This is a genomic window from Baekduia sp. (assembly GCF_035685985.1).
GTDB lineage: Bacteria > Actinomycetota > Thermoleophilia > Solirubrobacterales > Solirubrobacteraceae > Baekduia.
This window is the reverse complement of sequence record NZ_DASRZV010000019.1, coordinates 17,282-38,385: the sequence shown is the minus strand read 5'-3', so window position 1 is coordinate 38,385 and position 21,104 is coordinate 17,282. Positions and strand designations below refer to the sequence as shown.

Annotated in this window: 26 protein-coding genes; 13 read left to right on the top strand and 13 right to left on the bottom strand. The window is 74.1% G+C overall.

Annotated elements, in window-relative coordinates:
- Window positions 1–160 precede the first annotated feature (160 nt).
- The 7 genes from VFG42_RS10455 to VFG42_RS10425 are packed head-to-tail and all read right to left on the bottom strand — an operon-like array spanning window position 161 to window position 5,646.
- Complete coding sequence (locus VFG42_RS10455) at window positions 161–478, bottom strand: hypothetical protein (protein WP_324908067.1); 318 nt, start codon at window positions 476–478, stop codon at window positions 161–163.
- Entirely contained in the window at window positions 475–1,191 is a 717-nt protein-coding gene (locus tag VFG42_RS10450) for a zinc ribbon domain-containing protein (RefSeq protein WP_324908065.1), read from the bottom strand. Before VFG42_RS10450 ends, VFG42_RS10455 begins: the two co-directional genes overlap by 4 nt.
- Entirely contained in the window at window positions 1,188–1,940 is a 753-nt protein-coding gene (locus tag VFG42_RS10445) for a hypothetical protein (protein ID WP_324908063.1), read from the bottom strand. Before VFG42_RS10445 ends, VFG42_RS10450 begins: the two co-directional genes overlap by 4 nt.
- On the bottom strand, window positions 1,937–2,854 hold the full coding sequence (locus VFG42_RS10440) for a phosphate ABC transporter ATP-binding protein (RefSeq protein ID WP_324908061.1): 918 nt from the start codon (window positions 2,852–2,854) through the stop codon (window positions 1,937–1,939). Before VFG42_RS10440 ends, VFG42_RS10445 begins: the two co-directional genes overlap by 4 nt.
- Window positions 2,851–3,834: an ABC transporter permease subunit gene (locus VFG42_RS10435; protein WP_324908059.1), complete on the bottom strand. Its 984-nt coding sequence runs from the start codon at window positions 3,832–3,834 to the stop codon at window positions 2,851–2,853. The genes VFG42_RS10440 and VFG42_RS10435 overlap by 4 nt, the downstream gene beginning before the upstream one ends.
- On the bottom strand, window positions 3,835–4,821 hold the full coding sequence (pstC, locus tag VFG42_RS10430) for a phosphate ABC transporter permease subunit PstC (RefSeq protein ID WP_324908056.1): 987 nt from the start codon (window positions 4,819–4,821) through the stop codon (window positions 3,835–3,837). It lies immediately after the preceding gene.
- 6 nt (window positions 4,822–4,827) lie between these two features.
- Window positions 4,828–5,646, bottom strand: coding sequence for a substrate-binding domain-containing protein (locus VFG42_RS10425; RefSeq protein WP_324908054.1), 819 nt, complete (start codon window positions 5,644–5,646; stop codon window positions 4,828–4,830).
- Window positions 5,647–5,743: 97 nt separating this feature from the next.
- Between VFG42_RS10425 and VFG42_RS10420 the strand changes: the two genes are divergently transcribed.
- From VFG42_RS10420 to VFG42_RS10405, 4 genes are read left to right on the top strand one after another with little or no spacing between them, the layout of a single operon-like run.
- Complete coding sequence (locus VFG42_RS10420; protein ID WP_324908052.1) at window positions 5,744–7,135, top strand: zinc ribbon domain-containing protein; 1,392 nt, start codon at window positions 5,744–5,746, stop codon at window positions 7,133–7,135.
- Window positions 7,132–7,785 carry a hypothetical protein gene (locus tag VFG42_RS10415; protein ID WP_324908050.1) on the top strand — a complete coding sequence of 218 codons (654 nt, stop codon included), beginning with the start codon at window positions 7,132–7,134 and terminating at the stop codon, window positions 7,783–7,785. The genes VFG42_RS10420 and VFG42_RS10415 overlap by 4 nt, the downstream gene beginning before the upstream one ends.
- Before the next feature lie 56 nt (window positions 7,786–7,841).
- Window positions 7,842–8,051 (top strand): hypothetical protein, encoded by a 210-nt coding sequence (locus VFG42_RS10410; protein WP_324908048.1) that lies wholly within the window; start codon window positions 7,842–7,844, stop codon window positions 8,049–8,051.
- Window positions 8,052–8,108: 57 nt separating this feature from the next.
- Complete coding sequence (locus VFG42_RS10405) at window positions 8,109–8,570, top strand: Rrf2 family transcriptional regulator (RefSeq protein ID WP_324908046.1); 462 nt, start codon at window positions 8,109–8,111, stop codon at window positions 8,568–8,570.
- A 52-nt stretch (window positions 8,571–8,622) separates the two neighbouring features.
- On the opposite strand, the gene VFG42_RS10400 is transcribed toward VFG42_RS10405, so the two are convergent.
- The 4 genes from VFG42_RS10400 to VFG42_RS10385 are packed head-to-tail and all read right to left on the bottom strand — an operon-like array spanning window position 8,623 to window position 12,294.
- Window positions 8,623–9,618, bottom strand: a complete 996-nt coding sequence (locus VFG42_RS10400) for a sulfate/molybdate ABC transporter ATP-binding protein (RefSeq protein WP_324908045.1) — start codon at window positions 9,616–9,618, stop codon at window positions 8,623–8,625.
- Window positions 9,615–10,424, bottom strand: coding sequence for a sulfate ABC transporter permease subunit CysW (cysW, locus tag VFG42_RS10395; protein ID WP_324908043.1), 810 nt, complete (start codon window positions 10,422–10,424; stop codon window positions 9,615–9,617). Before cysW ends, VFG42_RS10400 begins: the two co-directional genes overlap by 4 nt.
- On the bottom strand, window positions 10,411–11,262 hold the full coding sequence (cysT, locus tag VFG42_RS10390) for a sulfate ABC transporter permease subunit CysT (protein WP_324908041.1): 852 nt from the start codon (window positions 11,260–11,262) through the stop codon (window positions 10,411–10,413). Before cysT ends, cysW begins: the two co-directional genes overlap by 14 nt.
- Before the next feature lie 3 nt (window positions 11,263–11,265).
- A complete protein-coding gene (locus VFG42_RS10385) occupies window positions 11,266–12,294 on the bottom strand; it encodes a sulfate ABC transporter substrate-binding protein (RefSeq protein WP_324908039.1) in 1,029 nt (342 codons plus the stop codon).
- Between the two features lie 165 nt (window positions 12,295–12,459).
- Between VFG42_RS10385 and VFG42_RS10380 the strand changes: the two genes are divergently transcribed.
- The 9 genes from VFG42_RS10380 to VFG42_RS10340 all read left to right on the top strand — a co-directional run bounded on the left by VFG42_RS10380 (window position 12,460) and on the right by VFG42_RS10340 (window position 20,195).
- Entirely contained in the window at window positions 12,460–13,002 is a 543-nt protein-coding gene (locus tag VFG42_RS10380; RefSeq protein WP_324908037.1) for a sigma-70 family RNA polymerase sigma factor, read from the top strand.
- Window positions 12,999–14,021, top strand: a complete 1,023-nt coding sequence (locus VFG42_RS10375) for a hypothetical protein (RefSeq protein ID WP_324908035.1) — start codon at window positions 12,999–13,001, stop codon at window positions 14,019–14,021. The genes VFG42_RS10380 and VFG42_RS10375 overlap by 4 nt, the downstream gene beginning before the upstream one ends.
- Window positions 14,022–14,114: 93 nt before the next feature.
- Window positions 14,115–14,945 (top strand): ACP S-malonyltransferase, encoded by an 831-nt coding sequence (locus tag VFG42_RS10370; RefSeq protein ID WP_324908033.1) that lies wholly within the window; start codon window positions 14,115–14,117, stop codon window positions 14,943–14,945.
- Window positions 14,945–16,021 carry a beta-ketoacyl-ACP synthase 3 gene (locus tag VFG42_RS10365; RefSeq protein ID WP_324908031.1) on the top strand — a complete coding sequence of 359 codons (1,077 nt, stop codon included), beginning with the start codon at window positions 14,945–14,947 and terminating at the stop codon, window positions 16,019–16,021. Before VFG42_RS10370 ends, VFG42_RS10365 begins: the two co-directional genes overlap by 1 nt.
- Window positions 16,008–16,703, top strand: coding sequence for an SDR family oxidoreductase (locus VFG42_RS10360; RefSeq protein WP_324908029.1), 696 nt, complete (start codon window positions 16,008–16,010; stop codon window positions 16,701–16,703). Before VFG42_RS10365 ends, VFG42_RS10360 begins: the two co-directional genes overlap by 14 nt.
- A 36-nt stretch (window positions 16,704–16,739) precedes the next feature.
- Entirely contained in the window at window positions 16,740–16,991 is a 252-nt protein-coding gene (locus VFG42_RS10355; RefSeq protein ID WP_324908027.1) for an acyl carrier protein, read from the top strand.
- Window positions 16,992–18,167, top strand: coding sequence for a beta-ketoacyl-[acyl-carrier-protein] synthase family protein (locus tag VFG42_RS10350; RefSeq protein WP_324908025.1), 1,176 nt, complete (start codon window positions 16,992–16,994; stop codon window positions 18,165–18,167).
- A 19-nt stretch (window positions 18,168–18,186) separates the two neighbouring features.
- A complete protein-coding gene (locus VFG42_RS10345; protein WP_324908023.1) occupies window positions 18,187–19,548 on the top strand; it encodes an acyl-CoA carboxylase subunit beta in 1,362 nt (453 codons plus the stop codon).
- Window positions 19,545–20,195: a TetR/AcrR family transcriptional regulator gene (locus VFG42_RS10340; protein WP_324908021.1), complete on the top strand. Its 651-nt coding sequence runs from the start codon at window positions 19,545–19,547 to the stop codon at window positions 20,193–20,195. The genes VFG42_RS10345 and VFG42_RS10340 overlap by 4 nt, the downstream gene beginning before the upstream one ends.
- 12 nt (window positions 20,196–20,207) lie before the next feature.
- Here VFG42_RS10340 and VFG42_RS10335 read toward each other — a convergent pair whose 3' ends face one another.
- Both VFG42_RS10335 and VFG42_RS10330 read right to left on the bottom strand, forming a co-directional pair.
- Window positions 20,208–20,408 (bottom strand): hypothetical protein, encoded by a 201-nt coding sequence (locus VFG42_RS10335; RefSeq protein WP_324908019.1) that lies wholly within the window; start codon window positions 20,406–20,408, stop codon window positions 20,208–20,210.
- A 20-nt stretch (window positions 20,409–20,428) separates the two neighbouring features.
- Window positions 20,429–21,052, bottom strand: a complete 624-nt coding sequence (locus VFG42_RS10330; RefSeq protein WP_324908017.1) for a PilZ domain-containing protein — start codon at window positions 21,050–21,052, stop codon at window positions 20,429–20,431.
- Window positions 21,053–21,104: the final 52 nt, after the last annotated feature.

The window sequence follows — 21,104 nt, the reverse complement described above, 5'->3', positions numbered from 1 at the left end:
CCTCCGGGCGCTCGCCGCCGCCATGCGCCCGCCGCTGATCCTCAACGACCCAAAGGGTCGCCTGCGGTCATCGACGACCGCCTGACGGGGCCGAGCATCCCGGAAAGCTGCGACCGAATGAATGAATCACGACACTAGGCGCCGCGCCCTCCGCACGCGGTCAGCCGGTGACCAGCGGCTGACCGCAGTGCCAGCAGAACGTCGCGCCGCGCGAGTGCACGGCGCCGCAGGAGCGGCAGGATCCGACGACGCCGTCCTCGGAGGCCGCCAGCAGGCGCTCCACCTCCCCCAGCTCGCCGTCGGCCTGCTGAAGCTCGGCGGCGCGCCGGGAGAGGACGTCGAGGCGGTAGTGGTCCCGCGCGGCCATCTCGTAGGTCAGGCCGCCGAGGTCGAAGGTCAGCGCCGCGACGCGCCGCGCCAGCTCGTGGCGGCGGCGGCGCAGCTCGTCCAGCGACACCGGGCCGGGCAGGGCGCTCATCCGATGTCCTCGAAGCCCGCGCCGCCCGCCGGCGCCTTGTCGTCGGTGGGCGGCAGCTTGCCGGACCCGGTCGAGATCGGCTTGCCCTTCTTGACCGCGTCCTCGACGGCCTTCTTGGAGTTGAGGCTCTTGACCGACACCGAACCCTTGGGCGCGGTGGCCTTGTCGCGGGCGTCGGCGTCCTTGGCCGTGGAGGACCTGGACGTGCCCTTGGTGGACGACGAGGAGCCGCCGGACCCCGAGCCGGCGGTGGCGTCGGTGGACGTCGCGCTCGGCGCCGCCGCCCCCTGCACCGTGATGACCTGCGGCGCGGGCGCCGCGGCGCTGCCGGAGGCCGACGGGGCGTCGCGCTGGGTCGCCCAGTGGCCGACGAGCAGGCCGACCAAGAGCGTCAGCACCAACAACGAGCCCACCGCCAGGAGGCCTGCGTGGGCGTTGATCCGCCCGTTGAGGCCGGCGGCCGGCGGCGGCGCCGACGGCGCGACGGTCGCCACGGCGGCGCCGGGCGGGACGGCCCGCCGCGCCCGCACGTCCTCGTCGAGCACGTCGAGGAACTCCAGCCGCGCCTCCGGACGGCGCGCGCCGCAGGACAGGCAGTAGCGCTGGTCGCCCGCCAGCGGCGCGCCGCACGACGGGCACGGCAGGCCGTCGTGGCCGAAGACGGGCGGCGGCGCCGGGCTGTGGGACTCGGTGATCACGTCGGGCTCCTTCACGACTTCCTCGGGGCGGCGTCGGGGGCGACCGTCAGGCGGACCCGTGCCCCGCGCGGGTCGCCGACGAAGAACAGGCGGAAGACCACCCGCTTGGGGCTGCCCGCGGCGGGCAGCGCGGGGACGAGCGCGCGGCCGGCGGCCACGACCCTCGTCCCCTTCAGCGCGACCGCGAAGATCGGCACGTCGCGCAGCGCCGAGCGCGACGGGTTGACGACCCGGCCGGTGAGGTAGCGGCCGGTGGCGTCGGACGCGAAGCGCACGCCGGCCAGGCGCACGCGGGGAACCGTGCCGGGCGCGGCGGGCGGCGCGGCGCCGACCCGCGCCGTCACGCGACGCGGCGACGCGGCGGCCGTGACCTGGTCGTTGACCCACCACACGGTCTCGCGCGGGCCGACCGACCCCAGGCGCTGCAGCGCGGGCTGCAGGCCGACCTGGTCGTTCCTGTACAGGCTGCTCCCGTGCGCGTCGCGGACGTCGATGAGCACCGGCACGTCCCGCCGCACGGCCGCGCCGCGGTTGCGCACCTCGACCGCCGCCGCGACCGCGCCGCCGTCCCCGCGCACCACCACCGCGCGGGCCACGCGCAGGTCGGCGCCGGCGTGGATCCTCAGCGTCGCGCTCGCCGCGACGGCCTTGCGGCCCTCCGCCGCGATCCGCGCGCTCTTGTCCGCCGTGCTCTCGCAGGCCGACAGCCCGGCGGCGGCCGGCGCCACGACGGCGGCGAGCGCGAGGGCGGCGGCGCGGGTCACCCGAACGCCCCCGCCACGTAGTCCCGGGTCCGCTCGGCGCGCGGGTCCACGAAGACCTGCTCGGCCTCGCCGTACTCCACCAGGTCGCCCAGGTACATGAACGCGACCTTGTCGCCGATCCGGTGCGCCTGGGCGAGGTTGTGGGTGACGATGACGACCGCCAGCTCGCGGCGCAGCTCGCCGATCAGCTCCTCGATGACCGCCGTCGAGCGTGGGTCCAGCGCGCTGCACGGCTCGTCCATCAACAGCACCTCGGGCCGCGTCGCGATCGCGCGCGCGATGCACAGCCGCTGCTGCTGGCCGCCCGAGAGCCGCAGCGCGGGGCGATCGAGATCGTCCGCGACCTCGTCGTAGAGCCCGGCGCGGCGCAGCGCGTCGACGACCCGCGGCTCGAGGTCGCGGCGCCGCGGCGTCTTGCGGTTCTGCACGCGGATCGCGTAGGCCACGTTGTCGAAGATCGACATCGGGAACGGGTTGGGCTGCTGGAAGACCATCGCCACGCGACGGCGCAGCGCGGTCACCTCGAGCTGCTCGACGTCGGTGCCGTCGAGCAGCACGCGGCCCTCGCGCGTCGCGCCCGCCGTCGTCTCGGTCAGGCGGTTCAACGTCCGCAGCAGCGTCGTCTTGCCGCACCCGGACGGCCCGATCAGCGCCAACGCCTCGCCGGCGTGGATCGGCAGGGACACGTCCTTGACCGCGCGGTGCGACCCGTACAGCACGCTCAGGCGCTCCAGGCGCATGCGCTCGGGGCCACCGGGGCCGCGCTGTCGGCGGCGCGCGCCGGCCGCGGCGGCGTCGCCCGGCGCGGCCACCGGCACCGGCGTGCGGTCCAGCCGCACGCGGCGGCGCGGCGGCGGCAGCGACGGCAGCGTGTCGTCGAGGAACGGATCGGCCACGCGCTCGTGGGCGCTCATGCCCGCGTCTCCTTGCGGCGGCGGCCGAGCAGGTCGACCGCGAAGTTGAGGAACAGGACGATCAACAGCAACACGAACGCCGCGGCGTAGGCCTTCTGCGGCGCGTTGCCCTCGCCCGCGGGCGACGCGTTGTACACGTAGCTGGTCAGCGTCGAGCCGGTGCCGCGCAGGTCGCCGAGGATCGGGACGCTCCCCTGGCGCTCGATCTGCAGCGTCGCGCCGAGCAGCACGACGACGACCGCCGTGTCGCCGACGATCCGGCCCATGCCCAGCGCGGCGCCGGTCGCGACGTTGTGGCGGACCTGCGGCAGCAGGATCTCGCGGATCGTGCAGACGCGGGTCTTGCCCAGCGCCCACGACGCCTCGCGCACGTGCGCGGGGATCGCCGTCAGCCCCTCGCGCACCGCGCCGAAGACCAGCGGCAGCGCGATCAAGGACATCATGCTGCCCGCCGCCAGGAACGAGCGCCCGAAGACGCCGCCGCCCGACGCGGTGAACGACACCGGCGCGAGGATCGGCAGCTGGAAGATCGCCAGCCCGAAGATCGCGATGACGATGTCCGGCGTGCCGGCGACGACCTCGATCCCGGACTCGACCGCGCGCGCCAGCGGCGCGGGCCTGCCGTACTCGACGACCCAGACCGCGGCGACCACGGCCAGCGGCACGGCGATCGCGATGCCGATGATCGTGAGGATCACGGTCCCGACGATCGGGTCCAGGATGCCGCCCGTCGTGCTCTGCGCCAGGCCGGGCTGGGGCCGCGTGAAGAGCAGGCGCGGGTTGAGGTACTGGACGCCGCGCACGCCCATGTAGACGACGATCGCCGCGCAGACCAGGCCGAGCGCGATGCCGCACGCCCAGCAGGTGCCGAACGCGAGGCGGTGCGACCACTTCCACGTGCGCACGGCGTCGCGGCGCGGGGCCGGGCGCGGCGGAGCGGACGGCGGCGGCGGCGGGGCCTCGTAGGCGGTGGCCGCCATCTACACCCTCAGCCCCTGGCGGCGCAGCGGGAGCTTGGCGAGGTAGCCGCCGATCGAGAGCGCCAGGCTCGACAGCAGCAACAGCAACGCGAACGCGTAGATGGAGGACTTGACCGCCGGCGCGTTCATCGCGTCGACGTTCTCGACCATCGACGCGGCCAGCGGCCGGATCGGCTCGAAGAGGTAGGTGACGCCGTCGACCGGGTTGGGCGAGAAGCCGCGCGAGCCCGACACCATCGACAACGCCACGGCCTCGCCCAGCGCGCGGGCGCAGGCGAGCACCGCCGCCGCGACGATCGCCGGACGGGCGGCGCGCACGCCGACCGTCCAGATCGTCTCCCAGCGGTTGGCGCCCAGCGCGGCGGCGCCCTCCGTCCACGCCGGCGGGATCGCCCGCAGCGCGTCGACGACGATCGCGATCATGATCGGGACGATCATCACGGTCAGCACGACGATCGCCACGAGCACGCCGGTGCCGTCGAGCTGGACGACGTTCTGCACCGACGTCTTGCGCCCGGGCGAGATCAGGTGGTTGCCGACGAACGGCGCCAGCACGAGGATCCCGACGAGCCCGTAGATCACCGACGGCACCGCGGCCAGCAGCCGCACCGCGGGCACGACGACGGCCCGGACCCGCGCGGGCGCGAACTCCACGATGAAGATCGCGCTGAACACGCTGAAGACGAGGCCGATGAGCACCGAGACGCCCGTCGTCAGCAGCGTCCCGTAGACCAGCGGCCAGGCCCGCAGGTGGTAGGCGGCGTCCGGCGGGTCCTGGCCGGTCTTGATCATCCGGCCGAGCTGGTCGTCGACCGACCCGCCCGGCCCCAGCCACGACACCCAGCCGTTGGCGCGCAGCATCGGCCACGCGCGCACGGTCACGAAGACCACCATCAACGTGATCAGGAGCAGCACCAGGCAGGCCACCGCGCCGAGGCGCCAGGTGGCCTGCCGGTCCGTCCACGGCTGTCGCAGCCGGGCGAGCACGGTGGATCAGCTCAGCGGGATCGCGATCGACGCGATGATCTTGCGCGCGGGCGCGCTGTGCTGGATCCAGTTGATGAACGCGGAGGCCGCGCCCTGGGCCGGGCCACGGGTCACCTCGTAGTAGGTGCGCGTGCCCGGGTACTGGCCGGACTTGCCGTTCTGGAGGTTGCAGGCGACGCCGTTGTAGGACACCGCGTGGACGTCCTTCTGCGACGCGTAGTACCCCGAGTTGAACCCGATCGCGTTCTTGTCGGAGGCGACGGTCTGCTCGACGAGGCCGTCCGACGGCTTCAGCGCGGCCAAGCTCGAGATCGTCTTGTTGCCCAGCAGGAGCGACTGGACCAGCGGCGGCAGCGACGACGCGGCCGTGCGCCCGATGAGGTCGATCGTCCCGGTGACCGTCGCGCCCGGGACGTCCTCCCAGTTGCGGATCTGCCCGGTCCAGATCGCCTGCGCCTGGGCGGTCGTCAGGTTCGGCAGCTTGTTCGCCGGGTTGGTGTCGAAGCAGAAGAAGTCCCTGGCGATGGGGTAGAACGTCAGGCCCTGCGGGTCGCTCGGGCGCGGGTCGCGCGCGGCGTTGCCGATCGTGACGCGACCGGCGGCGGCATCCTGGATGCCGACCTCGCCGCCGCCCTGGGCGAGCTTGAACTTCACCTTGCCCGGCTTGAGCTTGACGTACTTCTTGGCGAGCAGGGCGACGAGCGGCGCGGAGCCGGTCGCGCCGCTGATCGTGATCGTGCTCACGGCGGACGCGCTGGCCGGCACGGCGACGGTGAGGACGCCGACGGCAGCGACGGCGGTGGTGAGACGGCGGGTGCGGTTCATCTCCGCGGAACTCCCTTTCCCAGTTTGCAAGGTCAGTAGGTGGACAATATCCTAACTGCACAATTCGGATCGGGTTTGAAAAGAAAAGGTCCAGGCGATGAGCCTTCCGGCCTCCAACTGCGGCGAATGCGGCGCGGCGCTGCGCGACGACCAGCGCTACTGCCTGCGCTGCGGCGCGCGCCACGGCGCGCCGCGCGTCGACGCGCTCGCGGAGCTGGGCTTCCCGCCCGCGCCGCTTGCCGCTCCGTCAGCGGCTCGCGCCGACGAGCCCCTGCCGAGCGGCCCGAACACGCCCTCGCGGCGCCTCACGGCGGCCCTCGCGGCGGCGACGCTGGCGCTCGGCGGGGTCGCCGGCGCGGCGCTCGGGCCGGCGCCCGAGGGCGCGGTGGCGGGCGCGCCGCCGGCCCGCGTGCTGGCGCTCGTGGTGCCCGCGGCGGCGCCCGCGACGACGGCCACCGACGACGCGGACCAGGACGCCGGGGGCGCCGCGGACGAGCCCGACGACGACGGCGGGCGCTCCGACACGCCGTCGGCGTCCTCGGCCGCGGCGGGCTCCGACGGCGACGGCGACGGCGACGCGTCGTCCACGGACGACCCCTCGTCGAGCGACGACGACGGCCATGGCTCCCCCACCCCCAGCTCGACCGACGACGGCGCGTCGAGCGCCACGCCGTCGTCCACCGCCCCCGCGGGCACCGCGCCCGCGCACGTCTGGCTGGTCTCGCTGCCCGCCGCCGACGCGGCGACCGCGTTCGGCCCGGCCTCGCCGCTGGCGCCGCTGGTCGCTCGGGGCCTGCTGCTCGGCGGCTACTCCGACGCCGGCCCGACGCCCGCGGCCAACCAGCTGGCCCTGCTCGGCGGACAGGTCCCGACGGCCGACTGCGCCGCGAGCCTCCCCGCGTGCGTGCGGCCCGCGGGCGAGACGTCGCTGCCCGACCAGCTCGTCGCGATCGGGCTGACGTGGCGCGCCTACGTCGAGGACGCCACCCAGCGCTGCACGACCGGCCCGGCCGCGCGCGTCGGCCCGTCGTTGTTCACCACCTTGGTCCAGCGCGGCGACTGCGCGACCACGACCGTCGGCACCGACCGCCTGGCCGCCGACCTCGAGACCGCCGACGCGACGCCCGCGCTCAGCCTCGTCGTGGCCGACAGCGACGCGAGCGCCAAGGCCGTCGCCGACCAGGTGCTGGCCAGCGAGGCCTACAAGAAGGACGGCGTGCTCGTCCTGGCGCCCGACGCGCCGGCGGCGGCGCCTGACCCCACGGCGCCCGCCGCGCCCGCCGCCCCGGTCGGCGCGCTCGTGCTCTCGCCGCAGGCCACCGCCGGCGCCACCGACGCCACGGCCACCGGCCCGGTCGCGCTGCTGCGCTCGGTCGACGGCCTCTTCGGCCTCGACCCGCTCGGCGCCGCCGCCCAGGCGCCGGCCGGCGCGCTGGACCCGATCTTCCCCCCATCCCATCCATCGAACCCGACACGGAGGTCTCCTTGACCCTCGCCCGTCTCGCTCCGGCCGGTGCGGCCGCCGTCCTCGCGCTCGCGATCGCGGCCCCGTCCGCCCTCGCCGGCGCCAACGCCAACAACTACGACTGCGGCGGCCACATCGAGGCCGGCCCGGCCCAGCCCGGTGACGACGACACGCAGGTGCAGTACGTCTTCGCCTGCGGTGGCCCGATCACCGGCTACCAGATCCAGCCCCAGATCGGCGACACCGGCTTCTCGACCGACGTGTCGGTCTTCGACCAGCAGAACAACCCGGTGACGACCGACTCGTTCACCTGCAACGGCGACTTCCCCGGCTGGGGGGTCAACTGCATCGGCAAGTACACCGGCAACCAGTACGCGAAGATCGTCGGCACGTTCGCGATCGCCACGCCGCTGTGCGCCGAGCCGCGCGTCGACCCGCTGCTGACCGTGACCTACGCCACGGCCGACAGCAAGGGCGCCATCACCCAGTACATCTCGGGGCCCTATGACCTCGGCCGCCCGCGCGGCTGCAAGCCGTCGGCCTCCAGCGGCTCGTCGCGGCTGGCGACGCCCGAGCCGACGACCGAGAAGGCCAAGCCGAAGACGACGGCGACCAAGAAGAAGGTGAAGGCCAAGGCCAAGGGCAAGAAGAAGGCCGCCAAGAGGAAGGCGTGACCACGGGCGCGCCGGGGCCGTGACTGGCCCCGGCGCGTGCCGGGCAGGACTCGGGCATGGCCGACGAAGACCAGCCCGATCACAGCGAGGATCCGCGCAAGCAGCGGACCGGCACCGGCGGCTACCCCGAGAGCACGCCCGGCGGCAGCGAAGGCGGCGACGCCGGCGGCGCGGACCCCGACGACGGGCCCGACGCGCCGAGCCCGTCGACCGACAAGGAGGCCGATCGCGAGCACACCACCGGCAACCCGGACGCCGCCGGCTGAGCGGCCGCCGGCCCGCCCGCGCCGCGACCTTCCGACGCGTCTGGAACGATTGCGGCCGTGCGCATCTCCGCAAAGGCCGACTACGCGGTGCGGGCAGCGATCGAGCTGGCCGCCGCCGGAACCGAGCGTCCGACCAAGGGCGACGCCGTCGCGCAGGCCCAGAACATCCCGCTGAAGTTCCTCGAGAACATCCTGGCGGACATGCGCCACGCGGGCCTGGTGACGTCGCGGCGCGGCGCCGAGGGCGGCTACTGGCTGGCGCGTCCCGCCGAGGAGATCACGGTCGCCGACATCATCCGCGCCGTCGAGGGCCCGCTGGCCTCCGTGCGCGGCGGGCGCCCCGAGGACGTCGAGTACGCGGGCTCGGCCGAGCCGCTGCAGAGGGTCTGGATCAGCGTGCGCGCCGCGCTGCGCTCGGTCGTCGAGGAGGTCACGCTGGCCGACCTCGCCGCCGGCAAGCTGCCCAAGGGCGTCGAGGCCCTCGCGAAGGACCCGGAGGCCTGGGTGACGCGCAGGTGAACGGCCGGCGGAGACCGGCCACTGCGGACGCGGTCACCCCGGTCACCCGCCGCTAGGCGGCGGGCTGCTCGACCGGCGCGGGGGCGGGCTCCGGCGTCGCGCGCTCGAAGCGCCCGCCGGCGGGCCGGACGTAGACGATGTCGCCCTCGGCGATCTCCAGCTGCTCCAGCTCGTGGCGGGTCAGCTGGGCGGCCAGGGCGCCGTCGCCGGCCAGCTCCAGCTCGACGCGGACCTCGAAGCCGAGGTGGACGATGCGCGCGACCTGGGCCTCGATCGACGTGCCGTCGGGGTCGGGCTGCAGGACGAGGTCGTGCGGGCGCACGAGGCCGTCGCCCAGGCGCGCGACCGGGCCGAGGAAGCCCATCACGAACTCGTTGGCGGGCCGGTCGTAGAGGTCGCGCGGCGCGCCGGCCTGCTCGATCTCACCGGCGTTGAGCACGACGATCCGGTCGGCCAGCTCCATCGCCTCCTCCTGGTCGTGGGTGACCAGGACCGTGGTGACGTGGACCTCCTCGTGCAGCCGGCGCAGCCACGCGCGCAGCTCGGCGCGGACGTTGGCGTCCAGCGCGCCGAAGGGCTCGTCCAACAGCAGCACCTTGGGCTCGACGGCCAGCGCGCGCGCCAGCGCCATCCGCTGGCGCTGGCCGCCCGACAGCTGCGACGGGTAGCGCTTCTGGTAGCCGGCCAGCCCGACGATCGTCAGCAGCTCGTCGACCTTGGCGTCGATCTCGGCCTTCGGCCGCTTGCGGACCTTCAGCCCGAAGCCGACGTTGTCGCGCACCGTCATGTGCTTGAACGCGGCGTAGTGCTGGAACACGAAGCCGATGTCGCGCCGCTGCGGCGGGACGTTCGTGACGTCGCGCCCCTCGATGACGACCGTGCCCGCGTCGGGCGTCTCCAGTCCCGCGATCACGCGCAGCAGCGTGGACTTGCCCGAGCCCGACGGCCCGAGCAGCGCGGTCAGCGAGCCGGCCTCGATGTCGATCGAGACGTCGCGCAGCGCGGCGAAGTCGCCGTAGTGCTTGGACACGCCGGTGGCGGCGATCATCGCGGGTCACCCTTCCTCTGCAACAGGGTCATGGCCAGCAGCGTCGCGAGCGCGATCACGGCCAGCAGCGCCGACGCCGCGTAGGCGCCGGACAGGTCGAAGTTCGAGTAGCGGTTCTCGACGAGCAGCGGCAGCGTGACGGTCTCGCCGGAGATCTTCCCCGACACGACGCTCACCGCCCCGAACTCGCCGATCGCCCGCGCGGTGCTGAGCACCACGCCGTAGGCCACGCCCCAGCGGATCGCCGGGAGCGTGATCCGCCGGAACGTCTGCCACCGCGACGCGCCGAGCGTCGCCGCGGCCTGCTCCTGCTCGTCGCCGATCTCGCGCAGCACCGGCGCGACCTCGCGCACCACGAACGGCAGGCAGACGAAGATCGTCGCCAGGACCATGCCCGGCACGCTGAAGATGATCTGGATGCCCGCGTCGGTCAGCGTCGGCCCGAGCCAGCCCTGGCGGCCGTAGAGCAGGAACAGCGCGAGGCCGATGACGACCGGCGAGATCGCGAACGGCAGGTCGATGAAGGCCTGCAACAACCACTTGCCGCGGACCCGCGACCGGACGAGCACCAGCGCGGCGACGATCCCGAAGATGGTGTTCAACGGGACGGCGATCGCGGCCAGCTCGATCGTCAGCCAGAACGCGCTGACCGCGGCGGGCGTCGTGATCGAGTCCCAGACCTCGCCGAGGCCGGGCTCGAAGGTCCGGTAGAGCACGACGCCGATCGGCACGAGCAGCAGCAGCGCCAGGTAGCCGAGCGCGAGGACGCGCACCGACAGGCGGCCCACGGGGCTAGCGGTGGTCATGGCGGCTCCCCCACGACTCGATGACGCGCAGGGCCACCAACATGAGCAAGGACACCAACAACAGCACGACCGACACGGCGGCCGCGCCGACCGGGTTGTCGCTCTCGATCTGCTTGAAGATGAACACCGACGACACCTGCGTGTCGAACGGCTTGTTGCCGCTGATCAGCACGATCGACCCGAACTCGCCGACCGCGCGGGCGAAGGCCAGCGCCGCGCCGGACAGGATCGCGGGCATCAGGTTGGGCAGCACGATCGAGCGGAAGACGCGCGGCCCGGAGGCGCCCAGCGACGCGGCCGCCTCCTCCATCTCGGTGTCCAGCTCGATCAGCACCGGCTGGACCGCGCGCACGCCGAAGGGCAAGGTCACGAACAACAGCGCCATCGCGACCGAGACCTGCGTGAACGCGAGGTTGACGCCGATCGGCGACCGCGGCCCCCACAGCGCCAGCAGCGTGATGCCGGCGACGATCGTCGGCAGCGCGAACGGCAGGTCGATGACCGCGTTGACGAGCCGGCGGCCGCGGAAGTCGTCGCGCACGAGCGTCCACGCGATCGCCACGCCGGCGACCGCGTTGACCACCGCGACGATGACCGACACGCCGATCGTGAACTTCAGCGCGGAGACCGCCTGGCGGCTGGAGACGGCGGTCCAGAACTCGTCCACGCCGCCGTCGAACGCCTTCGCCGTCAGCGCCGCCAGCGGCAGCAGCACGATCACGCTCAGCCACAGCGTGACGACGCCGACCCCGAGGCCGGTGAGGCCTCGGGTGCCGGCGCGCCGGCCCGCGCGAGCGCGCGCGGGCGGAGCGGGTGCGGTCGCCGCCGACGTCGCCATGGGCTACTTGGCCGTCGAGACGCCCGCGTCGTTCTCGATCTTGGCGACCGAGCCCTTCTCGGGGTCGAACAGCTCGGCGTTGATCTTCTTCCACCCGCCGAAGTCGTCGACCGTCTTGACCGTCGGCGGGTCGGGGAACTTGGACTTGTTCTTGGCCAGGACCGCCGCGTTGACCGGGCGGTAGCCCCAGTCCGCGAAGTACTGCTGCGCGGTGTCGCCCAGCGCGAACTTCAGGAAGTCCTTGGCCGCCTGCGGAGCGTTGGAGGTGACCGCGATCGGGTTCTGGATCAGGAAGGTGTCGTCGGGCTGGACCAGCTCGATGTCCTTCTCGCCCTTCTTGACCGCGGTCGTGTACTCGTACTCGTAGGAGATGAGGACGTCGCCCTCGCCGCCGGTGAACGTCTGCAGCGCCTCGCGACCGGACTTCGGCTGGACGGGCACGTGCTGGGTCAGGAGCTTCTTGACGTAGTCGATGCCCCCGTGCTGGTAGGCGCCCATCAGGTTCCACTTCGCCGCGCCCGACGTGAAGGGGTTGGGCGTGACGACCTTGACGCCCGGCTTGAGCAGGTCGTCCCAGCCCTTGATGCCCTTCGGGTTGCCCTTGCGGACGACGAACGAGACCAGCGACGTCGTGACGAACCCGCCCTGGCCGCCCGCGGCCTCGGTCTGCGCGGTCCAGTCCTTGGGAACGAGGCCGGGGTCGACGAGCTTGTCGACGTCGGGCGCCAGCGACAGCGCCACGAGGTCGGCCTTCTGGCCCGCCGCGACCGCGCGCGACTGGTCGCCGGAGGCGCCGTAGGAGGTCTTGAACGACACGCCCTTGCCCTCGGGGGTCTTCTGGAAGGCCGGGATGATCTGGTCGTAGACGACCTCGGGGGTCGAGTAGGCGACCAGCGAGAGCGAGGTCTTCGCGCCGCCGCCGTTGGAGGCCGCGGACGCGTCGCCGCCGCTCTTGTCGTCCGACGCGCCGCCGCAGCCGGCCACCGCCAGCGCGCCGGCCACCAGGGCCGAGAGCAGGATCTTGGTTCTCACGAAGGGGGCTCCTCTGAAAATGGTCGAATCACAGTCAGGTTTCAGAGGTTGGGCAGTGTACACCAAACCTGTGGGCATTACCGGCTTGGTGGTGATCTCGCCGGTGGGAAAGGTGGCCAATCCGGCAGGTCGTCACAATCGCGAGCGCTCGTGAGTAGAGGGAGCGTGGGATCGGAACCCGACGACGCGCGGCTGCTGACGGCCGAGCATCCGGCCGCCTTCGGGCGCTTCTACGAGCGCCACGTCGGCGCGGTCACGGCCTACGTGGCGCGGCGCGTCGCGCGGCCGGACCTGACGTTCGACGTGGTCGCCGAGACGTTCGCGCGAGCGCTGGAGCGCCGCGGGCAGTTCGACCCGGCGCGGGGCCCGGCGGTCGCGTGGCTGCTGGGGATCGCGCGGAACCTGATCTACGACGCGGCCCGGCGGCGGCGCGTCGACGCCGCGGCGCGACGGCGGCTCGGGATGGCGCCGGTCGCGCTCGACGACGCGCAGATGGCGGCGATCGAGGCGCGCGGGTCGGTCGACCTGCGCGCGGCGCTGGCCGCGCTGCCGGAGGCCCAGCGCGAGGCCGTGCTGCGGCGCGTGCTGGCCGAGGATCCCTATCCCGCGATCGCGGCCGCCGTCGGCTGCTCGGAGCAGGTCGTCCGCCAACGGGTGGCGCGCGGCCTGGCGCGGTTGCGGCGAGAGCTGAAGGAGGAAGGCGCATGAGCCCGGACCCGTTCGACCTGCTGCGCGACCAGCTCGTGACCGCGGCGGCGCCGCGGCGCGTCGCCGCCCGGCGCCGATGGCGGCCGCTCGTCGTGCTCGCCGCGGCGCTGGCGCTCGGCGGGACGGCGACCGCCGCGGCCGTGCTCACGCTGAGCGGCGAGCCGTCGCCGCCGCTGAAGGGCCGCGTGCCGGGCGGCGGCGGCGGGAACGCCAGCGCGGTGCGCGCCTACGCCGTCGTCCTGCGCCCCGACCTGCGCGTCGGCGCGGTGGGCTGGTGCTCGACGGTCGCGCTGCGCGGCGAGCGCGGCTCGATCGCCGCCGGCTCGGGCTGCGGCCCGGCGGCGCAGGCCGCCTATCCGCAGATCTCGGGCGGCGGGATGTCGGTCTCCAACGCGGTCGCGCTCGGCTATTGGATCGTCGACCGGCGCGTGGCCGCCGTCCGGCTGCGCGACGGGACGCGGATCCTCCCGCGCGCCGACGCCGCGCTGCCGTTCGGGTGGCGCGCGGCGGTGGCCTTCGTGACCGCGCGGCGCGGCGCGATGCCGACCGACGCCCTCACGGCCGACCTCCTGGGCGCCGACGGGCGGGTGCTCCTGGCGGGCTCCGGCCGGACGGCCGACGCGCCGCGCGGCGTGCCGAGCCTGCCCGCGCGCCCGGTCGACGCCCACCGGCCGCCCGCGCGGCGCTGCGCGATCGGACACCGGGCGCTGCCCCACCTCGCCGCGCTGGAACAGACGATCGCGACCGGCGCCCTGAACCGGCCCGTGGACACCGCCGGGCGCCCGTTTCGCACCTGCTCGACCGCGCTGTTCCGGCTGGACGGCGTGCGCCTGCGCGCGGCGGTCCTGGTCGACGCCCGGGACCCGTCCCGCCCGGCCGCGGCGCTGCCGCGCGGCTACGTCGGGCCGCTGGCCGCCGCGCGGCGCGTCGGGCGCGCTTGGCTGGTGGTGGACGGGGGTACGAACGTCGCTCGGCGGCGTCTGCTGGCGGGGCTGACCACCCGGCCCCCCAGGGGGTGAGCGCTCCCCCCAACCCGGTGCGCGATTCGACACTCTTCACCACTGGTGTCGAGCTTGGGAAACCTGGGCCCGTTGGCACGCTAAGTGTGAGCAGTGCCTTCGATCGCCGCGATCTTCCCCGGGCAGGGAAGCCACGCCGCCGACATGGACGAGCCGTACCGCGGCTCCCCTGCCTTCGAGCGTGGTCTGGAGCTGCTCGGCTTCGACCCCTTCGAGCGCCTGGACGAGGGCACGCGCTACCAGCAGCCCGCGATCTTCCTGTGCTCCGTCGCCGCCTGGGACGTCTGGCGCGCGGAGTCGCCGGAGGAGCTGGCGCAGGTCCGCGCCGCCGCCGGCCACTCGCTCGGCGAGTACGCCGCGCTGGTCGCCGCGGGCATCCTGCGGTTCGACGACGCCGTCCTGCTGGTCCGCGAGCGGGCCGCCGCGATGGCCGACGCCGGCGACGCGAACCCCGGCGGCATGGTCGCCATGCTCGGGGGCGACGACCACGCCGTCCGGGCGCTCGCGACGCGGCTGGGCCTCACGATCGCCAACGACAACGCGCCCGGCCAGCTGGTCCTGAGCGGCGCGACCGAGGCGATCGCCGCCGCCGAGGGCGCCGCCCGCGACGAGACCGGCGCGCGCGCCCGCGTCCTGCCGGTCTCCGCGGCCTTCCACTCACCGCTGATGAAGCCCGCCGCCGCCCGCCTCGCCGAGGCGCTGGCGCAGGTGGAGGTCGGTCCCGCCGCTTTCCCGGTCTACGCCAACGGCACGGCGGCGCCGTTCAAGGACGTGCGCCGCGAGCTGAGCCAGAACCTGCTCGGCCCCGTGCGCTGGCGCGAGACGATGCTGGCGCTGCGCGCCGCGGGCATCGACCGCTACGTCGAGCACGGGCCGGGCGCGGTGCTCACCGGGCTGGTCAAGCGCACCCTGGCGGCGGCGTGATGCAGGCCGCGACGATCACCGAGACCGTCGAGCCCCGCGACGGCCGGATCACGACGGGCGACCGCGCACCGCGCACCGTGGCCCGGCCGCGCACGCGGCGCCCGCTGCCCCGCGGCCTCAGCGCCGGCCTCTTCGGCGTCGGCGCCGCGCTGCCCGAGCGCGAGATCGACAACGCCTACTGGGAGTCGCGCCTGGACACCGACGACGCGTGGATCGTGCGCCGCACCGGCATCCGCACGCGCCGCTGGCTGGACGCGGGCGAGCCGATCGCCCCGCTGGCCGCCCGCGCGTGCGCCGACGCGCTGGCCGACGCGGGCCGCACGCCCGACGAGGTCGACCAGATCATCGTCACCACGATCACGCCGGACCAGGTCACGCCGGGCCTGGCGCCCGAGGTCGCGCGGCTGATCGGCGCCCACGGCGCCGCCGCGGTCGACCTCAACGCCGCCTGCGCCGGGTTCCTGTACGCCTTGGACCAGGCCGCCGCGCTGGTCGAGACCGGCCGCGCGCGCGTGGTCCTGGTCTGCGGCGCGGAGGCCTTGAGCCGCCTGACCGACACCGAGGACCGCGGCAGCGCCGTGCTCTTCGGCGACGGCGCCGGCGCGGTGGTCGTCGCCGCCGGCGAGCTGGACCGCGGCGTCTCGCGCTTCGTGCTGGGCTGCGACCCCGAGCAGGGCGAGCTGCTGTACGCCGACCAGGTCGACCGCAAGCTGCGCATGCAGGGCCGCGAGGTCTACCGCCACGCGGTCGCGCGCATGGTCGAGGCGACCGGCGAGGCGCTGGACGCCGCGGGCCTGGTCGCCGCCGACCTCGACCTCTTCGTCGCCCACCAGGCCAACGCCCGGATCATCGAGGCCGCCGCCAACGAGCTGGGCGTGGCCCGCGAGAAGCTCGCGATCAACGTCGACCGCGTGGCCAACACGTCGAGCGCCTCGATCCCGCTGGCGCTGGCCCAGGCCGAGGCCGACGGGCAGCTCCAGCACGGCATGACCATCGGCCTGGCCGCCTTCGGCGCCGGCTTCGTGTGGGGCGCGGGCGTCGTGTCCTGGAAGGAGCGCCAGTATGTCTGCGCCTGAGAGCAACGCCGACGCCAAGGTCGCGCTGGTCACCGGCGGCACGCGCGGGATCGGCGCGTCGATCGCGGAGCGGCTGCGCGCCGACGGCTTCAAGGTCGTGACCTTGGGCCGCACCGGCGGCGACGTCCAGGCCGACGTCAGCGATCCCGAGCAGGTCGACGCCGCCTTCGCGCGCGTCCGCGAGGAGCACGGCCCGGTCCTGGTCCTGGTCAACAACGCGGGCGTCACCCGCGACGGCCTGGCGATCCGCATGCCGGACGCCGACTGGACCGACGTGCTGGACACCAACCTGACCGGCGCCTTCAACTGCACCAAGCGCGGGTTGGAGGACATGTTGAAGGCCCGCTGGGGCCGGATCGTCAACGTGTCGTCGATCACCGCCACGCGCGTCAACTCCGGGCAGGCGAACTACGCCGCGAGCAAGGCCGGGTTGTTGGCCTTCACGCGCGTCGTCGCCAAGGAGATGGGCAAGCGCAACATCACCGCCAACGCGGTGACGCCCGGCTTCATCGACACCGACATGACCGCCGAGCTGCCCAAGGACGAGATCGCCGCCCACATCCCGGCGGCCCGCGTGGGCCGGCCGGAGGAGGTCGCCGCCGCGGTGGCCTTCCTGGTCTCGGACGACGCGTCCTACGTCAACGGCGCCACGCTCGCCGTCGACGGCGGGCTCAACGTCTAGAACTTCAACAAGAGCAAGAACAAGGAGAACAGAGACATGGCCGACCAGCAGGAGATCCTCGAGGCGATCCGCGCCGAGCTCGCCGCGATCAAGGTGCCCGACGCCGAGACCGCGCAGCCCGACACGACGTGGGAGCAGCTGGACGTCGACTCGCTCGACCTCGTCGAGCTGGTCAAGGCGCTGGAGGACCGCTTCGGCGTCCAGATCGCCGACCCGGACCTCAAGGGCATCGCCTCCGTCGGCGACGCCATCGCCCTCGTCGAGCGCCTGCAGAGCGCCACGGCGTAGATGGACGGGATCGTCATCACCGGCCGGGGCGTCGTCTCCCCGGTCGCCTCGGGCGTCGACCCGTTCTTCGACGGGTTGCTCGGCCTGCAGGGCGGCATCTCCGACGAGGGCATCGCACCGTGCGACTTCGACCCGGAGACGGTGATGACGCCCAAGGAGGCGCGGCGGACCGACCGCTTCGCCCAGCTCGCGATCGCGGCGGCCGACCAGGCGGCCGACGAGGCGGGCCTGGTCGACGGGGTCGACCCCCGACGGGTGGGGGTCATCGTCGGCACGGGCGTGGGCGGATTGACCACCCTGCAGCGTGAATGCACGACCTGGCTGCAGGAGGGCGACCGCGCGGTGTCGCCGCTCTTCGTCCCGATGATGATGCCCAACGCGGCTTCGGGCCAGATCGCCATGCGGCGCGGCCTGCACGGACCGGGCTTCTCGATCGCTTCGGCCTGCTCGACGGGCGCGCACTCGATCGGCGAGGCCGCACGGATGATCGCGCGCGGTGAGGTCGACGCGATGATCGCCGGCGGCACCGAGGCCGCGCTCGTCGGCCTCTGCATCGCCGCGTTCCGCCGCATGGGCGCGCTGTCGCGCGTCGGCGAGTCGCGGCCGTTCGACACGCGCCGCGACGGCTTCGTCATGGGCGAGGGCTCCGCGGTCCTGGTCCTGGAGCGCGAGGAGCACGCCAAGGCGCGCGGCGCGCACATCTACGCGCGCGTCACCGGCTACGGCGCGTCCAACGACGCCTTCCACATCACGCAGCCCGAGGAGAACGGGCGCGGCGCGGTGGAGGCGATGACGGCGGCCCTCGCGGACGCCGACCTGTCCCCCGCCGACGTCGGCTACGTCAACGCGCACGGCACCTCGACGCCGATCAACGATCGCGTCGAGACCATCGCCCTGCGCCAGGTGTTCAGCGACGACGGCCCGCCGGTCTCGTCGTGCAAGGGCGCGGTCGGGCACACGCTCGGCGCCGCGGGCGCCATCGAGGCGCTGGCGTGCGTCGAGGCGCTGCGCCGCGGCGCGCTGCCGCCGACGCTGGGGTTGGAGGACATCGACCCCGAGTGCGCGGCGGATCACATCGCCGGCGCCCCGCGTGAGGCGCCGGACCTCCGGGTCGCGCTGAGCAACTCGTTCGCGTTCGGCGGCCAGAACGCGACCCTCGTCCTGCAGGCCGCTTAGTCAGGGGATCTGTTTCGTCATGTCTGCCGTCTTCGACGTAGCACCGGACCACCTCGCCGCCCGCGCGCGGCTGGAGCTGCTGTTCGACCCGGGCACCTTCCGTCCGATCCGCACCGCGGTCGGCGACGGGGTGCTCTCGGGGTCCGGCCGCGTCCAGGGCCGGGCGGTCGTGGCGTGGGCGCAGGACGGCGCGTTCAAGGGCGGGTCCCTGGGCAGCGCCGGCGGCGACACGATCGCGCGGACGATCGCCCGCGCGGACGCCATGGGCGTCCCGGTCGTCGGCTTCCCGCATTCGGGCGGCGCCCGGTTGCAGGAGGGCGCCGCGGCGCTGGCCGCCTACGGCGCGATCTTCCGCGCGCAGGCGCAGGCGACGGTCCCGATGATCAGCGTCGTGAGCGGGCCGTGCGCCGGCGGTGCCGCCTACTCGCCGGCGCTGGGCGACTTCGTGATCATGACGACCGAGGCCTTCATGTTCCTCACGGGCCCGAAGATCATCGAGCGCGTGACGCGCGAGGTGATCTCGTCGGCCGACCTCGGCGGCGCGAAGGTGCACGGCGCCAACGGCGTCGCGCACATGGTCGCCCGCGACGACGTCGAGGCCGCGGAGATGACGCGGCAGCTGCTGACCTACCTCCCGGACCGCGTCGGCGGCCAGGGTGCCCCGCTGGTGCCGCCGGCCGACGCGCCGGGCGAGGACCCGGGCGACGTCCTGCCGGAGTCGCGGCGCAAGGTGTACGACGTGCGCGAGCTGGCGGCGCGGATGCTGGACCGCGGCGACTTCCTGGAGCTGTCGCCGAAGTGGGCGCGCAACCTGGTCGTCGGCTTCGGGCGCGTGGAGGGTCGCGCGGTCGGCGTGATCGCCAACCAGGCCAAGCACCTCGGCGGCTGCCTGGACGCGGCCGCCGCCGAGAAGGGCGCGTGGTTCGTGGACATGTGCGACCGCTTCGGGATCCCGCTGGTCGTCCTGAGCGACACGCCCGGCTTCCTGCCGGGGGCCAAGCAGGAGGCCGCGGCGGTGCTGCGCCACGGGGCCTCGCTGCTGCGGGCGTTCGGGCGGGCGACGGTGCCTCGCGTGACGATCACGCTCCGTCAGGCGTATGGTGGGGCGCACATCGTCATGAACTCCCGCGACCTCGGTGCCACCCTGACCCTCGCCTGGCCGGATGCCTACATCGGGGTCATGGGCGCGCGTCAGGCCGTGGAGCTGGTCCGTCGTCGTGAGATCGAGGCGGGGGCCGACGCGGCAGCGCTGGCCGACGCCTACGAGGCCGAGCACCTGCCCGTGCGGGTCGCGGCCGCCGCGGGGTTCGTGGACGAGATCGTGTCGCCGTCGGAGACGCGCGACCGCATCGCCCACGTCCTCGAGCTGGCCAAGACGTGACGCCGGGCGGCGCTTCCGAGGATCCGCTGAGCCTGAACGAGTCGCGCAACGCGACCGAAGAAGCCATCCTCGACGCCGCCCGCGACGCCCTCGCCGACACGGAGTACCGCCGCCTGACGATGGACGTCATCGCCAAGCGCGCGTTCGTCTCGCGCACGGCGCTGTACTTCTACTTCCCCAACAAGCGCGCGCTGATCGACCGCCTGATCCTGCGCGCGTTCCTCGACATGTACGAGGCCGCCTCGCCCTACCTGGAGGGCAACGGCGACCCGCGCGCCGAGCTGCGCCGCGGCCTGGCGCGCACCGTGCGCGTGATCGACCGCGACGGCCACGTCCTGACGCTGGCGGCGATGCTGTCCGGCGAGGAGGACCGGCTGCCGCCGCAGTGGGCGCCCTACGTGGTCCGCTTCGTCCAGGGTGCGACCGACCGCATCGCGCGCGACCAGGCGCGCGGGCTCGCTCCGAGCGACATCCCGCCCCGCCTGGCGGCGCAGGCGCTGCTGGCGATGGTCGAGCGCCACGTCACGCTCGAGCTGATCCAGGGCGGCGGCGACGCCCACCAGTCGATCCGCGTCCTGGCGGAGCTGTGGTGGCGCGCGGTCTACTTCAAGCCGGAGACGCCTCCGGCCGACTTCAACGCGGACTGAGCGGGGCGGCGGTCAGCCGCCGGCGTGATCGGGGTTGACCGGCGGCCGCGGGTCGTCGCGCGGCGGCTCGGCGTCCCCTCGCTGCTCGGTCTTGGACGGCTTGACCGGCGGCGGGAAGCCCGCGCCGGGGAGCTTCAGCTTCACCTTGCGACCGTCGGCGGTCGTCAGGTCGGGCTGCTTGGGGTCCAGAGGCTCGCCGGGGATCGGGCTCATGCGAGCGAGGCTACTCCGCTCTAGACGCGACGACCACCGCGCGCCGCCTCGTCGCGGGCGGCCTTCTCGGCGAAGCGGCGGGCCAGCGCGGCGCGGATCGACAGGACCATCGTGTCGAGGTGGTCGCGGGCGGCGGGCTCGATGTCGGTGAAGCGCAGCCCGGTGCCCTGGGGCAGGATCCGGACGATCAGGCCGCGGGCGTGGACCTCGGGGCCGTTGGGGAGCTTGATGGTGACCTCGACGGCGGTGTCGCGCGGGCCGAAGAAGCCGCCCGCGACCAGCGCGCCGCCCGCGGAGACGTTGACCGTGGTCGTCTCGATCGTGCGGCCGGAGGCGCTGACGACGACCGGCAGGGCGACGTCCAGGCGCGGGCTGGCGCGGAGGTTGTCGACGCGGCCCTCGCGGTTGGCCTGGAAGGCCACGGTGCCCTCCGGCGCGCGATCGGCGTTGCCGTGCAGGACCACCATCTGGCCCTGGTGCATGAACGAGATCGACGCCGCGCGGGGCAGCAGGCCGGGCGTCGTGTCGCGCGGATCGCGCGGCAGGAGCCACGCGATGTCCTTGGACGTCGCGGCGACGATGGCGGGCATGGGCTTGACGCCGACGCTCAGCGTGGCGGGCATGAAGTCGCGGATGCGGCGCACTTGCGCTGCATCCTGCCAAACGCTGCGGCCAACTGCCCAAAACCCCGAACAA

What these genes read in the sequence shown, in the direction of transcription:
- cysT (WP_324908041.1), bottom strand. Translation starts at nt 11,262, where the DNA reads ATGGCGACGTCGGCGGCGACCGCACCCGCTCCGCCCGCGCGCGCTCGC.
- VFG42_RS10355 (WP_324908027.1), top strand. Translation starts at nt 16,740, where the DNA reads ATGGCCGACCAGCAGGAGATCCTCGAGGCGATCCGCGCCGAGCTCGCC.
- VFG42_RS10400 (WP_324908045.1), bottom strand. Translation starts at nt 9,618, where the DNA reads ATGATCGCCGCCACCGGCGTGTCCAAGCACTACGGCGACTTCGCCGCG.
- VFG42_RS10420 (WP_324908052.1), top strand. Translation starts at nt 5,744, where the DNA reads ATGAGCCTTCCGGCCTCCAACTGCGGCGAATGCGGCGCGGCGCTGCGC.
- VFG42_RS10335 (WP_324908019.1), bottom strand. Translation starts at nt 20,408, where the DNA reads ATGAGCCCGATCCCCGGCGAGCCTCTGGACCCCAAGCAGCCCGACCTG.
- VFG42_RS10360 (WP_324908029.1), top strand. Translation starts at nt 16,008, where the DNA reads ATGTCTGCGCCTGAGAGCAACGCCGACGCCAAGGTCGCGCTGGTCACC.
- VFG42_RS10375 (WP_324908035.1), top strand. Translation starts at nt 12,999, where the DNA reads ATGAGCCCGGACCCGTTCGACCTGCTGCGCGACCAGCTCGTGACCGCG.
- VFG42_RS10435 (WP_324908059.1), bottom strand. Translation starts at nt 3,834, where the DNA reads ATGGCGGCCACCGCCTACGAGGCCCCGCCGCCGCCGCCGTCCGCTCCG.
- VFG42_RS10350 (WP_324908025.1), top strand. Translation starts at nt 16,992, where the DNA reads ATGGACGGGATCGTCATCACCGGCCGGGGCGTCGTCTCCCCGGTCGCC.
- cysW (WP_324908043.1), bottom strand. Translation starts at nt 10,424, where the DNA reads ATGACCACCGCTAGCCCCGTGGGCCGCCTGTCGGTGCGCGTCCTCGCG.
- VFG42_RS10410 (WP_324908048.1), top strand. Translation starts at nt 7,842, where the DNA reads ATGGCCGACGAAGACCAGCCCGATCACAGCGAGGATCCGCGCAAGCAG.
- VFG42_RS10345 (WP_324908023.1), top strand. Translation starts at nt 18,187, where the DNA reads ATGTCTGCCGTCTTCGACGTAGCACCGGACCACCTCGCCGCCCGCGCG.
- VFG42_RS10440 (WP_324908061.1), bottom strand. Translation starts at nt 2,854, where the DNA reads ATGAGCGCCCACGAGCGCGTGGCCGATCCGTTCCTCGACGACACGCTG.
- VFG42_RS10365 (WP_324908031.1), top strand. Translation starts at nt 14,945, where the DNA reads ATGCAGGCCGCGACGATCACCGAGACCGTCGAGCCCCGCGACGGCCGG.
- VFG42_RS10425 (WP_324908054.1), bottom strand. Translation starts at nt 5,646, where the DNA reads ATGAACCGCACCCGCCGTCTCACCACCGCCGTCGCTGCCGTCGGCGTC.
- VFG42_RS10455 (WP_324908067.1), bottom strand. Translation starts at nt 478, where the DNA reads ATGAGCGCCCTGCCCGGCCCGGTGTCGCTGGACGAGCTGCGCCGCCGC.